Raw genomic sequence first — 11,898 nt, 5'->3', positions numbered from 1 at the left:
CTCAGAACTTCTCCGGACGCAGCAGCGCAACGCACAGGTAAACCATGAGCGCGGCGCAAATCACCAGCAGGGCTGCCGTTCCCGTCGCCATGGCTCTACCTCAGTCTCTCGCAAGCGCGCACGTAACCAATTCCGAGTACGAACAGCGCAAGCGTCAGCGCGATCATTCCCAGGTCCCACATACTCGTTGCCTCACTTCCGCCGGATTTGGCCGTCGAACGTCAGGATCAGCCCGAAGACGACCAGGTTCTGCGTAGGCGTGAGCCGCTCGCTGCCCGGCCCGGCATGCCCGTTTTCGAAAAATCCGCCGCCCGCGCCGCGCGAGTCGTCATGCCGATACTCGACGCGAAAGATGCTGTTCGTCTGTCGGTACGGCAGGCGATATTCCACCGTCGTCGTGACCGCCTTGATCGTCTGCGGGAAGCCGGTCCATCGCCCATCGCTGTCCCATGCGAACTCCGGGCGCAGCGTCAGGCTCCAATGCTTGCTCTTGTCCATCACCCAATGCATGGGCAACTGCGCCGCCGACCAGTAAGCGCGCGGCTGGCCCGGGGCGGCGACCTTTTCCGTTGCCAGCTGATATTCGAACGCGACCGTCACCGGATCGCGCTTCCACTCGGCAATGCTGTCGGACAGAAACCGCCACAACGGCAGCGACGTGTCCGGCTGGTGGGGCCCGTACATGGCCGTCTGCTTCAGCGTCACGTGAGGCGTCGCTTTGTACGCCAACTGCCCGCCGCTCGACGGAACGCGGTTGGCGTCGGCCAGGTGCCAGTATCCGTTCACCACGAACGCCGTCGCGGTCACCTTCTCCGTGAACGGATAACTCGCGTTCACGCCCAGCATCAGATAGGGCGTGGTGTCGGCCCCCCACGGACGCGTGTAGGTGAAATTGTCTTTCGCGTACAGGCTGTCGTATCCGATCAAGCTGCTAAAGATGCCACCTTGGATTGTGAGTCCCTTGCCAACTGCCGCCAGATAGGAAACGTCGGTCGGTCCCAGGTGCCGCAGACCATCGGCGCCCGCAAGCTTGGGCGCGGTGGCGGAAAATCCGAAGACTTCCGCGTCCTCGCCCGCTTGCACCGTCAACTCCGCGCCCCAGCGCGATCCGGGAGCGGCCGCCTTGCGGATGTACGCGGCCGCCATGTCCAGCACAGGCTCGTTCACCTTGAAGGTGGTGCCTCGATTGCGAAACAGGTGGTTGGCCGGGTCGTTCGGAGCGACCAGGTAGGCCGCATCCAGGAATCCACCGTACTGCCATGGCGAACTCGCAGGAGCGGCGCTGGCGGTGGCGGGCGCGGCTGTTTGCGCCCGAAGTTTCAGCCCGCCTGCAACAACCAGGGCCGCCACGGCGATGCCCATCACGATGCGCCTGCGCCTGGCGGATGCGCCCGGCGATTCATAGTTGCGGAAGGGAATGAGCTTTGCTTTTTGGCGCGGCCTGCCGGCATCCGGCAGCCGTTCGAACATCACCCGGCGGCCGCGCCGGTACTCGCGGCCGCACTGCACGAAGAACATGCCGAAGAAGCTCAGCAGCGGTACCCCGCAAATGATGAAGCCGGCAGCCAGCATAGAGTCCGCGGCGATACCGCTCGCCGCACTGCCTATTCGATCGCGGCGCCCGCAAGATATGTGTAAGCGCTGCCTAAAATGTTTATAAAGGTTCGCCCATTCGAGCCTACTCGCCCGGCTCGAAGCGGTAGCCGACGCGCGGCTCGGTCACGATGTAGCGTGGCTCCTCGGGCCTGGGCTCGATCTTCTTGCGCATCTGCCCGACGAAGACGCGCAGATACTCGGTCTGACCCGCGCTTTCGGCGCCCCACACCGCTGAGAGCAGCGCGCGGTGCCCGATGACTTTGTGCGGATGCTGCGCAAAATACACCAGCAGGTCGAATTCCTTCGGCGTCAGCCGCAGCTCGTGCCCGCGCAGCGCAGCGGTGTGGCCCTCCACGTCAATGTCGAAGGCGCCGATGCGGATCTTCTGCGGCGGCGTCTCGCGCGCCGGCGCGCGCCGCAGCGTGGCTCGAATGCGCGCGGAGAGTTCCTTCATGCCGAACGGCTTGGTCACATAGTCGTCGGCGCCGGCGTCCAGCGCCTGCACCTTCTTGCGCTCCTCGCCCTTCACCGACAGCACGATGATCGGCGTCTGCCAGTGCTCGCGGATGCGCGTGCACAGCTCCAGGCCGTCCATCTCCGGCATCGCCAGGTCGGTGACGACGATGTCGGGCGTCCACGCCTGGAACAGGTCGAAGGCCGAGCGGCCGTCGTTGGCCACGCGCACGTCGTAGCCTTCAGCGGCCAGTCCGGTGCGCAGCACGCGCGTGATCTGCGGCTCGTCATCCACCAGCAGGACGCGGCGATGCTCGGCGGCGCGCGTCTCCGCCACTATTTGGCCTCTTGCGTCACGATGTGGACGTCGACCGGCGGCGCGTCGCGCAGGAAGCGCTGCACGGCGGAAAGGTAGAGATAGCGGCGCCAGCCCTTGGTTGCCGATCGCCCGAAGATCACCTGCGTAATGTGCTTGTCGCGCACGAACTTTGCCAGTGTGCTGGCCACGTCGCTGCCTTGCAGCTTCACGACCGTCGCGCCCATGTTTTCCGCGAAGCGGATATTTTCCGCCAGGGTGCGGCGGTCTTCGTCGCGCGTGTCCTGGCCCATGTCCACGTAGGCCACGTAGAACTCGGCGTCAATCGCGTGCGCCATGCGGCCGCCGCGGGCGATCAGGTACTGCGCTGCCGGGTTCGAGCTTACCGAGACGACGATGCGCTCGCGGACCTGGGGTTCGCCCTCCAGGTGCTCCTGCGCGCGGTACGTCTCCAGCGTGCGGTCCACCTGCTGCGCCACCTGGCGCAGGGCAAGCTCGCGCAAAGCAATCAGGTTGCCGCGCCGGAAAAAGTTGCCCAGCGCGCGCTCGGCGCGGTCCACCGGATAGATGTCGCCGCGCCGCATGCGCGTCTGCAGCGCTTCCGGCGTCAGGTCAGACATCACGATTTCCCCCGCGCGCTGCATCACCCAGTCGGGCACCGTTTCGCGCACGATCACTCCCGTGATCCGCTGCACCATGGGTGAAATGCTTTCCACGTGCTGCACGTTCACGGTGGAGAGCACGTCAATCTTCGCGTCCAGCAGCTCCATCACGTCTTCGTAGCGCTTGGCGTGCTTGCTGCCCTCAATGTTGGTGTGTGCGAGTTCGTCCACCACGGCCACGGCGGGCTTGCGCGCCAGGATCGCGTCCACGTCCATCTCTTCGAACTGCGCGCCCTTGTACTCCAGCTTCTTGCGCGGCACCACTTCCAGGCGCGACGCCAGTTCGGCGATCGGCTTCCGTCCGTGCGTCTCGATCACGCCGATCACCACGTCCTCGCCGCGGCTGTGGCGGCGAATCGCCTCGCTCAGCATGCTGTACGTCTTGCCCACGCCCGGCGAGTAGCCAAGCCAGAGCTTGAATACGCCCTGTTTCTTCTCAGGAGCGGCCACTTCCAGCCATTGTTCGGGGGTCTTGTGCACGATGTCTGCGCGGCGAAAATGTGCCGCAACCCACAGCGTACAATGCGCTCGTGCGTGGGGTCATTGTCAAGTTTGCGCGCGGCGCGGCGATGCTGGCGGTGTTGTTCGCCCTGGTCGCGCTCTATCGCATCGTCATCCATGCGAACCCGACAACCGTGGCGCTCACCTTCCTGCTGGCCGTCCTGATCGTCTCGGCAAGCTGGGGATTGTGGTATGCCATTGCCTTCGCCATCGCCGCTACCCTGGCGTTCAACTTCTTCTTTCTGCCGCCGCTTGGAACCTTCACCATCGCCGAAACACAGAACTGGGTCGCGCTGTTCGCGTTTCTTGCCACCGCGATCATTGCCAGCCAGCTCGCCGAGCGCGCGCGCCGCGAAGCTCACGACGCCACGCAGCGCCGCCGCGAGGTCGAGCGGCTGTACAACTTCACCCAGCAGTTGCTGGCGAGTGAGAGCGTGGCCGAACTGCTCAACCTCCTGCCGCGCTACATCGTGGAAGCTTTCGGCGCGCGGGCGTCGGCAGTGCTGGCCGCCGGCCACGCCGACGTGTATCGCTCCGGCCCCGGCAGCGCGAACCTCGACGCAGTCACTTTGCGCCTGGTCGCGTCGCGAGGCGAGCCGGTGTTTGACCCGGCCACCGACACCAGCGTGGTTCCGATTCGACTCGGCGTGAAGTCCGTCGGCGCTGTCGGCACTGCCGGACATTCGATCTCGCGCGCGACGCAGGAAGCCATCGGCAGCCTGATCGCCATCGCGCTCGAGCGCGCCGGCGCGGTCGAATCGCTGGCGCGCGCCGAAGCGGCACGCGAAGGCGAAAAGCTGCGCTCCGCCATCCTCGATTCGGTGACGCACGAATTCCGCACGCCGCTCACCGCCATTAAGGCGTCGGCCACCACCATCCTCGACGGCCCCGCCGTCGCGGCCGACCAGCTCCGCGACCTGATCCTCGTCATCAACGAAGAAGCCGACCGCCTCGACCGTCTTGTGAGCGAAGCCACGCAGATGGCGCAGCTCGACGCCAACCAGGTCGAGCTGCAGTTGCAGTCGCATCCGGTACGCGAGGTCATCGAGCGCGCCGTGCGCCAAGCCGGCGCAACCCTGGAAGGACGCCGCGTTGAAGTGGACGCGCCCGGCGGCCTGCCCAACGTGCGCGTGGACGCCGGCCGCATCCGCGACGTGCTGCTGCACCTGCTGGAAAACGCGGCGAAGTATTCACCGCAAGAGGCGCCGATCCGGATCACCGCCGAGCGCGACGGCGAGAAGGCGGTGCGCTTCAGCGTGGCCGACGCCGGCCCCGGCATCGACGACTTCGAGCAGACGCTGATCTTCGATAAGTTTTACCGCGGACGCGACCAGCGCTACCGCGTGCAAGGCACCGGCATGGGACTGGCCATCGCGAAGGCGATCGTCGAGGCCCACGGCGGGCAAATTGGAGTGGTGAGCCAGCGCGAACACGGCTCGGTGTTCTGGTTCACGGTTCCAGCCGACCCGCGGGGCTGACCCGCCGGGGCACGCGCACGGTCAGATCTCGGGATAGAAATCGAAGAAGGCTTCGAGGCTGCCTTTGAGCTGCTTTTCGATGTCTTCCTTGCTGCCCTCCAGCAGATGCAGGGTGACGCGCGCCTCGCGTCCGTTCTTCAGCTTCACCGGCGCGTCGCCCAGCTGCACGATTTCATCGGCCGGCAGCAACCGCATGCCGTACACCAGTGCCAGCTTCGCCATGATGCGATTCTAGCAAGTGGCGGTCGCCGGGCCGTTTCCGCGCGTGGTTTACAATGCCGCACGTGCGCGCCCTCCCCATCCTTCTTTTTGCGGTTCTCAGCGCGGCTGCTTTCGCGCAAACCGCGGCGCCACCGGCAACTTCGCCGCAAGCTCGGCAGCCCGGAGCCAAGTCCACGCCGCCCGTCAAGGTGAACTACCTGAACGTCTGCATGCCCGACGCCGACCAGCAGAAGGAAATCGCGGCCGCGCTGGCGCGCATTCCCGAGCGCCCGCGCTTTGTCGCCGACTTCGAGGTCGCCCGCGGACGCAGCACCGCGCCCGACGCGCCCGTCTCCCACTGGGTCCGCCTGCGCCGCGAGTTCGCCGCCGATTCGCCCTTTGTCACCGCGCAGTACACCTTCAGCCACGATGCGCTCGGCATGGCGGAAACGCTCGTCTTCCGGCTGCGCGATCCCGCCGACCTGGTGCAGGTCGCCCTGGAAGACAAAGTCACCAGCGGCATGCCCGCCGCCGTCCTCGCCAGCCAGACGCCGGCCAGCCGCATCCGCATCGAGCGCCTGGGCAAGGGCGCGTACTCGCTCTCGCGCTGTCCAGACGTGGACCAGCACGCCTACGAGCCGCTCTTTGCCGGCGCCACCAGGCTGATGAGCGCCTACCGCCGCGCCATGGACGCTCCGCGCACCGTTGCCGCCGACCTGGCGCGCCTCGGCGTGCCCGGCACGACGGCTGGCGCAAAAACCGCTCCCGCGGCGAAGGCCACGAATTCCGGGCCTGCAAAGAAAGCTTCGGCAACTGCCGCCGCACCCAAATGACACCGGCCCGCCCAAACTCGCGGGAAAGTGCGCAGCCTCGCCGGCGCCGTTCAACCTGCCTTCGTGTCCTTTGTCGGGAAGAGCTTTGCCGTTCTGCGTTCTTCAGCGTCCTCCGCGCCCTCTGCGTTGAAGGTCCTCGGATTTCGGACCCGAATCAAAAGCCGTCGCTGCTGAATCTACTCAATCACCCCCATGTCTGACATTCGCGACACCATCATCATCGGCTCGGGATGTTCCGGGCTCACCGCCGCGCTCTACGCCGCGCGCGCCAACCTCAAGCCGCTCGTCATCGAAGGCCACGAGCCCGGCGGGCAGCTCTCGCTCACTACGCTGGTGGAAAATTTCCCCGGCTTCCCCGAAGGTATTCAGGGGCCCGAGCTGATCGACAACATGCGCAGGCAGGCCGCGCGCTTTGGCGCCGAATACCGCACCGGGCACCTCGTCCGCGCCGACCTCAGCAAGCGCCCGTTCACGCTCGACTTCGGCGGAGGAAACGGACTGCGCACCCGCACGCTCATCATCGCCAGCGGCGCGTCAGCGCGCTGGCTTGGGCTGCCCAGCGAGCAGGCGCTTATCGGGCACGGCGTGTCTTCCTGCGCCACCTGCGACGGCTTCTTCTTCAGCGGGAAGGAAATCACCGTCATCGGCGGCGGCGACTCGGCCATGGAAGAAGCGCTCTTTCTCACGCGGTTTGCAACCAAGGTCACGATCATCCATCGTCGCGACACGTTCCGCGCCAGCAAGATCATGCTCGAGCGCGCCCGCGCCCACGACAAGATCAAGTTCCTCACCGACACCGTCGTCGAAGACGTCTTCGACGTCGCGAAGAAAGAAGTCACCGGCCTCAAGCTGCGCAATCTGAAGACCGGCGCCGTCTCCGACTTTCCCACCAGCGCCATGTTCCTCGGCATCGGACACATCCCCAACGCCGCCATGTTCACCGGCCAGCTCGACACCGACCAGGACGGATATCTGCGCACGCGCGACTACGTCTTCACCCGCGTCCCCGGCGTCTTCGCTTGCGGCGACGTGCAGGACCGCCGCTATCGCCAGGCCATCACCGCCGCCGGCACCGGCTGCATGGCGGCCATCGAGGTGGAAAAGTTCCTCGAAGAGCACGGACGCTGACCACGGACACCAGCGGCACTCTTTCATCCACACCGGACGGCAGCACGCCGCCTCCACCCGTAGCCACCGTATTTTTCCGGATTGCCCGGATGACCCTTGACGCTTGACCCTGAGAGGGTCCCGCTGCGCCAGCCACATCCGCGGGCCTCGCGGGCCATCCCGTTGTTGCAATTTCGGCCGGAAAGCCGGCTGAACGACCCTGCACGAACAAAACCCAAGAGGAGCCACCCCTGAGCCGGCATCCCAGCGGGCTCAGGAAATTTGTGATTGGAGCCCCAGGCCGGCGTCGGTGGAAGCACCGGGCTTCAGCCCGGTGAAATCCCGGTCTTCCTGAATGTGCGGCTTCAGCCGCGGCCCTAAATGTCAAGAGGCAGTCCTGCCACATGTTCGTCTATCCCGCTCGATTCGCCTTTGGCACAAAGCTCTTTGACAACTCAAAATCGCCCGCTAAGTCCTTACGGCGACTGTATTTGCCTCTAAGTCCTTTGCATCGCCTGTATCAGCGGGAATTTTCCGCTACAGCATTGATTCGCAAAGACCGAGGGGGAGGGGGATACCTCGTCGCAAGCGTCCCGCAATGCGGCTTGCGTTGCGTGGGCGTCCTCGCCGGGTAGTGGGAGCACCGGCCTTCAGGCTGGTGAAACGACAGCCGATAGGCAAAGGGGCTTCAACCCCGGGGCCTGGCGCCAGGCAAGGCCGGGGCTGCTCCCCTCCATTGCCACCCGGAGCGCCGACTGAGCAGCGCGAGGGAGGCGTCCCGGGTGGCGCTCTTGGGCGGGACTTACTTCTGCGGCCGCGCAAGCACGCCGCTGCTGGCCAGCCACCCCGCGATCGCATCGGAGAACGCTCGGTATCCTGCCGCGGTCGGATGCTCGTCCAGGCCGCGGTGATACAGCGCCGGCCCCGGCGCTTTCGCGCCGGGCCTCGGATGTCCCGCGGCGTACGCCTGCTGCACACTCGGACGCAGATCGAGAAACGGCGCGCCCGCCTGTCGCGCGCCGGCCGCCGCGGCTTCGGCGATGCGCGCCTCCTGCTGGCGCCGTTTTTCTTCGTCGGCGTTGCCGGAGACGCTGTACACCGACGTGTACGCCGGCAGGTAAACAACGACGAGCTGCGCGCCCGTCGTGCGGACGCGCTCGGCGAGCCAGGCGATTTCGTCGGCGGTGAGTTTCAGGTCCCAGCGCCGTTCGCGGGCTTCGGCCGCGGCAGCGCCGCTGAAAGAACTCGTCCCGCTCGCCGCCGCGCCGCGCGGTTGCAGCGCGGCGCGCAGCAGGTCTTCGGCGAGCGTGATCAGCTCGGAGTGGTTGTAAAGCCACGCCACCGGCGGAAAGCGATGCACCGCGCGCGAGATGCGGAACGCGCGCCCCTGCGCTCGCTCCCGCTCCGAAGCAGGCACGGGCGCGAGCTTTCCCGCCCCGTCGCGGCGAAAGAGCCCGCGGTTGGCGTCGTCATCGGGATCGTTGCCCACCACGCCGAGCAGAACAATGCTCGGCTGGAACTGGCGAACGTACTCGTCGAAATAGAGCGCCTGCTCGCCGGTGCCGGTTCCGCCGACACCCGCGTTGACGACCTCCGCGTTCCATCCGCGCTCGCGCAGCCGGCGCTCGAGCGCGGCGGGATAGCTTTCGTCGTCGTTGGCGCCCTCGCCGAAGGTGAAGCTGTCGCCCAGCGCGACGATGCGCGCCACGCCCGGCGCGGGCTGCCGCGCGTAGCTGCGCGCGCCGCGGAAGCGCTCCGGTCCGGTGGTCTGGATGGTGTCGAACTGGCCGGGAACGTAGATACGCGCGCGCGTGTCCGGCGTCATCGACCTGAGGCCGTTCACGTAGTCGAACATCGGCCCGCGGATCACCGTCGGGCGGAAGACGCGCACCATCAGCTCGCCGAACAGCAGGCCGGCGGCGACCGAGACGAGCAGCGGCGCCATCAGCGCGATGCGCTGAACGAGCGGAGCAGGCGCGGCGCGTGAGGGCGTGGACGTGGGAGCAGGCATGTCTCGCGGTCGCGTCAACTTATCACGCTCCCGGTGCGAGCGTGTGACGCCGCCCGGTGAACTCACCCTCGCAAGCCAACAGAGGGCTTGAGTGGGGCGCCCGTCGCGTTTGGTTTGGGCGAACAGCCGGAAGCCGGCAGCGCCTCTTGCGGCATTCGCCGCACTCGCGGGAATCAAGGTAAGATTTGCTTTCCCGCTATGCTGAACGCACTGGTCGCCATTTCGCTGGCTCTGTTTGGAGTTTCGGCGGGCGCGGTGATCGGCACGCGCATTCGCGCCGGTCGCCGCGTGCCTGCGCTTCCGGCGCTCGCCGACATCGCTCTGCTCGGGGCCCTGCTCGGCGCCGCGTACTACGTTCGGCTGCGCGTGCTCGGGCCGAATTTCTTCGCGTGGCTGGCGATCTGCCTCGGCTGCGGCGCGCTCGTGCAGTGGCTCAAGCGCCTGCCGCGCGGTCTCCACGGCCTCACGCAATGACGCGCGCCCGCCAGTTCTGGAACCACTGGCTCGACTTCAGCCGCGATGTCGCCGCCTTCCAGGGACGCTTGTGGCTGTCGGTCGTCTACGTCGTGGTTCTCGGCCCGATCGCGCTGCTGGCGCGGATTTCCGGCAATCCGCTGCTGCCGAAGTTCCGCGGCGCGTCGTTCACGCATGAGCGCAAGCCGCCCGACGCGACGCTGGACGACGCCAGGCGACAGGGCGCATGAACATCCTCGGGATTTCGTGCTACTACCACGATTCGGCCGCCGCGCTCGTGCGGGACGGACGCGTCGTCGCCGCGGCGGAAGAAGAGCGCCTGAGCCGCATCAAGCACGACCGCGCGTTTCCCGCGCGCGCCGCGGAGTTCTGCCTGCGCCGCGGCGGAATCACCGCGCGCGACCTGGATTACGCCGTCTTCTACGAGCGCCCCTTCGCCAAGTTCGAGCGCATCCTGACCACCGCGATCGGCGCCTTTCCCGCGTCGCGCGAGTTCTTCGCCGAAGCGATGATCGGCTGGATGCAGGAGAAGCTCTGGATCAAGAGCAAGCTGATGTCTGCCCTCGGACTGCCCGCCGAACGCATCCTGTTTGCCGACCATCACGTTTCGCACGCGGCCAGCGCCTTCTTCTGCTCGCCGTACCGCAGCGCCGCGCTGCTCACGGTTGACGGCGTCGGCGAATGGTCCACCGCGACCTGGGGAACCGGCGAAGCCGATTGGGACGGCAGCGGCAGGAACTCCATCGTGCTGCGGCGCGAGATGCGCTTCCCTCACTCGCTCGGCTTGCTCTACTCGACGTTCACCGCGTTTCTCGGCTTCGAAGTGAACGAAGGCGAGTACAAGGTGATGGGCATGGCGCCGTACGGCGAGCCGCGCTACCTGGATCGGGTGGAGAAGATCGCGCGCGTGGCCGGCGACGGCTCGCTGGAACTCGACCTGAGCTACTTTCGCTTCCAGAGTTCGATTCGCGTGCCCTACTCACCCAGGTTCGTCGAACTGTTCGGCGAGCCGCGCCCGCCGGAAAGCGAGTTCTTCGTCTCCGGCGCCGAGCATGCGGCGGAGGCGCTGCGCCGGAACCGGCATTACGCCGACGTCGCCGCCAGCATTCAGCGCTTCACCGAGGACGTGCTGCTGAAGATGGCGCGCGCGCTGCGCCGCGACACCGGCGAAGAGGACCTCTGCTTTGCGGGCGGCGTGGCGCTGAACAGCATGGCCAACGGACGCATTGTGCGCGAGTCGGGCTTCAGGAGCGTCTTCGTCCAGCCGGCGGCGGGCGATTCCGGCGGCGCGCTGGGCGCGGCGCTCTACGTGTGCCACGCAGTGCTGGGCGCGCGCCGCAGCTTCGTGATGGAAGATGCTTACCTCGGCGAGAGCTACGACGAGCAGATCGCGCCGTTCCTGCGCGAGCAGGGAATCGGCGCTGAGGTCTTTCATGACGACGACAAGCTCATCACCGCAGTCACCGGCGAACTCGTGAGCGGCAAGGTGATTGGCTGGTTCCAGGGACGCTTCGAATGGGGACCGCGCGCGCTGGGCAACCGCAGCATCCTGGCCGATCCGCGCCGCGCCGAGATGAAGGACGTGGTCAACACCAAGATCAAGTTCCGCGAGCCGTTCCGGCCGTTCGCTCCGGTGATCGCCGAGACCGAAGCGCCGCGCTACTTCGAAGTGCCCGAACACCAACTCGGCGGATATCTGGCGCGCTACATGCTCGTGGTGCATCCGTGGCGGCGCGACGCGGGCGAGCGGCTGCCCGCGGTGAACCACATGGGGACGGGGAGGTTGCAAACCGTCCGGCCGGAATGGAACCCGCGCTATCACCGGCTACTGGAAACATTCGGCCAGGCGACGGGCACGCCGGTGCTGCTGAACACCAGCTACAATTTGCGCGGTGAAGCCATGGTCGCCACGCCGGCCGACGCCCTGAAAACATTTCGCAACAGCGGTCTCGATGTTCTGGTGCTGGGCAACTGCGTGCTAAAAAAGCAGTGAGGGTCCCCAATTGGCAGGAGTTGAAGGCAGGCTGGGAACGGTCGTCGAATTGTTTCGCTACGTGTGCGGCCGCAAGCAGTGGTGGCTGATTCCGCTGCTGGTCATCGTTCTGCTCACCGGGTTGTTGATCGTCTTCGCGCAATTCTCAGCCGTCACGCGCTTCGTGTATCCAGGTTTCTAGACTTCTCCCTCGGGCGCGATTCGCGCGCGGCTGCTGCTGCCTTCTCGTTGAGCAACTACTCTGGCGGGTGTATAGTTCCCGCGACACGCGTC

At 66.5% G+C, this 11,898-nt stretch carries 13 protein-coding genes; 7 read left to right on the top strand and 6 right to left on the bottom strand.

Annotated features, from left to right (window positions below; genetic code table 11):
* Nucleotide 1: 1 nt before the first annotated feature.
* The 4 genes from kdpF to VFA60_01430 form a co-directional block, all read right to left on the bottom strand.
* Nucleotides 2-91: a K(+)-transporting ATPase subunit F gene (gene kdpF, locus VFA60_01445; GenBank protein HZQ90439.1), complete on the bottom strand. Its 90-nt coding sequence runs from the start codon at nt 89-91 to the stop codon at nt 2-4.
* Between the two features lie 101 nt (nt 92-192).
* On the bottom strand, nt 193-1,572 hold the full coding sequence (locus tag VFA60_01440) for an outer membrane beta-barrel protein (protein ID HZQ90438.1): 1,380 nt from the start codon (nt 1,570-1,572) through the stop codon (nt 193-195).
* 106 nt (nt 1,573-1,678) lie between these two features.
* Nucleotides 1,679-2,386, bottom strand: coding sequence for a response regulator transcription factor (locus tag VFA60_01435; GenBank protein ID HZQ90437.1), 708 nt, complete (start codon nt 2,384-2,386; stop codon nt 1,679-1,681).
* Nucleotides 2,386-3,507: a histidine kinase gene (locus tag VFA60_01430; protein ID HZQ90436.1), complete on the bottom strand. Its 1,122-nt coding sequence runs from the start codon at nt 3,505-3,507 to the stop codon at nt 2,386-2,388. Before VFA60_01430 ends, VFA60_01435 begins: the two co-directional genes overlap by 1 nt.
* 50 nt (nt 3,508-3,557) lie before the next feature.
* Between VFA60_01430 and VFA60_01425 the strand changes: the two genes are divergently transcribed.
* Nucleotides 3,558-5,006, top strand: a complete 1,449-nt coding sequence (locus tag VFA60_01425; protein HZQ90435.1) for a DUF4118 domain-containing protein — start codon at nt 3,558-3,560, stop codon at nt 5,004-5,006.
* Between the two features lie 21 nt (nt 5,007-5,027).
* On the opposite strand, the gene VFA60_01420 is transcribed toward VFA60_01425, so the two are convergent.
* Nucleotides 5,028-5,228, bottom strand: a complete 201-nt coding sequence (locus VFA60_01420; protein HZQ90434.1) for an allantoinase — start codon at nt 5,226-5,228, stop codon at nt 5,028-5,030.
* 62 nt (nt 5,229-5,290) lie between these two features.
* On the opposite strand from VFA60_01420, the gene VFA60_01415 reads away from it, so the two are divergent.
* Both VFA60_01415 and trxB read left to right on the top strand, forming a co-directional pair.
* Complete coding sequence (locus VFA60_01415) at nt 5,291-6,040, top strand: hypothetical protein (protein HZQ90433.1); 750 nt, start codon at nt 5,291-5,293, stop codon at nt 6,038-6,040.
* Nucleotides 6,041-6,232: 192 nt separating this feature from the next.
* Nucleotides 6,233-7,168, top strand: coding sequence for a thioredoxin-disulfide reductase (gene trxB, locus VFA60_01410; protein HZQ90432.1), 936 nt, complete (start codon nt 6,233-6,235; stop codon nt 7,166-7,168).
* A gap of 781 nt (nt 7,169-7,949) precedes the next feature.
* On the opposite strand, the gene VFA60_01405 is transcribed toward trxB, so the two are convergent.
* On the bottom strand, nt 7,950-9,158 hold the full coding sequence (locus tag VFA60_01405) for a GDSL-type esterase/lipase family protein (GenBank protein ID HZQ90431.1): 1,209 nt from the start codon (nt 9,156-9,158) through the stop codon (nt 7,950-7,952).
* 198 nt (nt 9,159-9,356) lie between these two features.
* Here VFA60_01405 and VFA60_01400 point away from each other — a divergent pair, with 198 nt between their 5' ends.
* The 4 genes from VFA60_01400 to VFA60_01385 are packed head-to-tail and all read left to right on the top strand — an operon-like array spanning nt 9,357 to nt 11,806.
* Nucleotides 9,357-9,632 (top strand): hypothetical protein, encoded by a 276-nt coding sequence (locus VFA60_01400; GenBank protein ID HZQ90430.1) that lies wholly within the window; start codon nt 9,357-9,359, stop codon nt 9,630-9,632.
* Nucleotides 9,629-9,862, top strand: coding sequence for a hypothetical protein (locus tag VFA60_01395; protein HZQ90429.1), 234 nt, complete (start codon nt 9,629-9,631; stop codon nt 9,860-9,862). Before VFA60_01400 ends, VFA60_01395 begins: the two co-directional genes overlap by 4 nt.
* Nucleotides 9,859-11,625 carry a carbamoyltransferase N-terminal domain-containing protein gene (locus VFA60_01390; protein HZQ90428.1) on the top strand — a complete coding sequence of 589 codons (1,767 nt, stop codon included), beginning with the start codon at nt 9,859-9,861 and terminating at the stop codon, nt 11,623-11,625. The genes VFA60_01395 and VFA60_01390 overlap by 4 nt, the downstream gene beginning before the upstream one ends.
* Before the next feature lie 10 nt (nt 11,626-11,635).
* Nucleotides 11,636-11,806: a DUF5989 family protein gene (locus VFA60_01385; GenBank protein HZQ90427.1), complete on the top strand. Its 171-nt coding sequence runs from the start codon at nt 11,636-11,638 to the stop codon at nt 11,804-11,806.
* The last annotated feature ends 92 nt before the right edge of the window (nt 11,807-11,898 follow it).

The sequence above is a fragment of the Terriglobales bacterium genome (assembly GCA_035651995.1).
Lineage (GTDB): Bacteria > Acidobacteriota > Terriglobia > Terriglobales > Acidobacteriaceae > DASRER01.
The sequence above is the reverse complement of the archived record's forward strand: the minus strand, read 5'-3'. Positions and strand labels throughout refer to the sequence as shown.

Bases quoted from the DNA above. Each gene is read 5' to 3' on its own strand.
- trxB (HZQ90432.1), top strand. From the start codon at position 6,233: ATGTCTGACATTCGCGACACCATCATCATCGGCTCGGGATGTTCCGGG.
- VFA60_01390 (HZQ90428.1), top strand. From the start codon at position 9,859: ATGAACATCCTCGGGATTTCGTGCTACTACCACGATTCGGCCGCCGCG.
- VFA60_01405 (HZQ90431.1), bottom strand. From the start codon at position 9,158: ATGCCTGCTCCCACGTCCACGCCCTCACGCGCCGCGCCTGCTCCGCTC.
- kdpF (HZQ90439.1), bottom strand. From the start codon at position 91: ATGGCGACGGGAACGGCAGCCCTGCTGGTGATTTGCGCCGCGCTCATG.
- VFA60_01395 (HZQ90429.1), top strand. From the start codon at position 9,629: ATGACGCGCGCCCGCCAGTTCTGGAACCACTGGCTCGACTTCAGCCGC.
- VFA60_01420 (HZQ90434.1), bottom strand. From the start codon at position 5,228: ATGGCGAAGCTGGCACTGGTGTACGGCATGCGGTTGCTGCCGGCCGAT.
- VFA60_01440 (HZQ90438.1), bottom strand. From the start codon at position 1,572: ATGCTGGCTGCCGGCTTCATCATTTGCGGGGTACCGCTGCTGAGCTTC.
- VFA60_01400 (HZQ90430.1), top strand. From the start codon at position 9,357: ATGCTGAACGCACTGGTCGCCATTTCGCTGGCTCTGTTTGGAGTTTCG.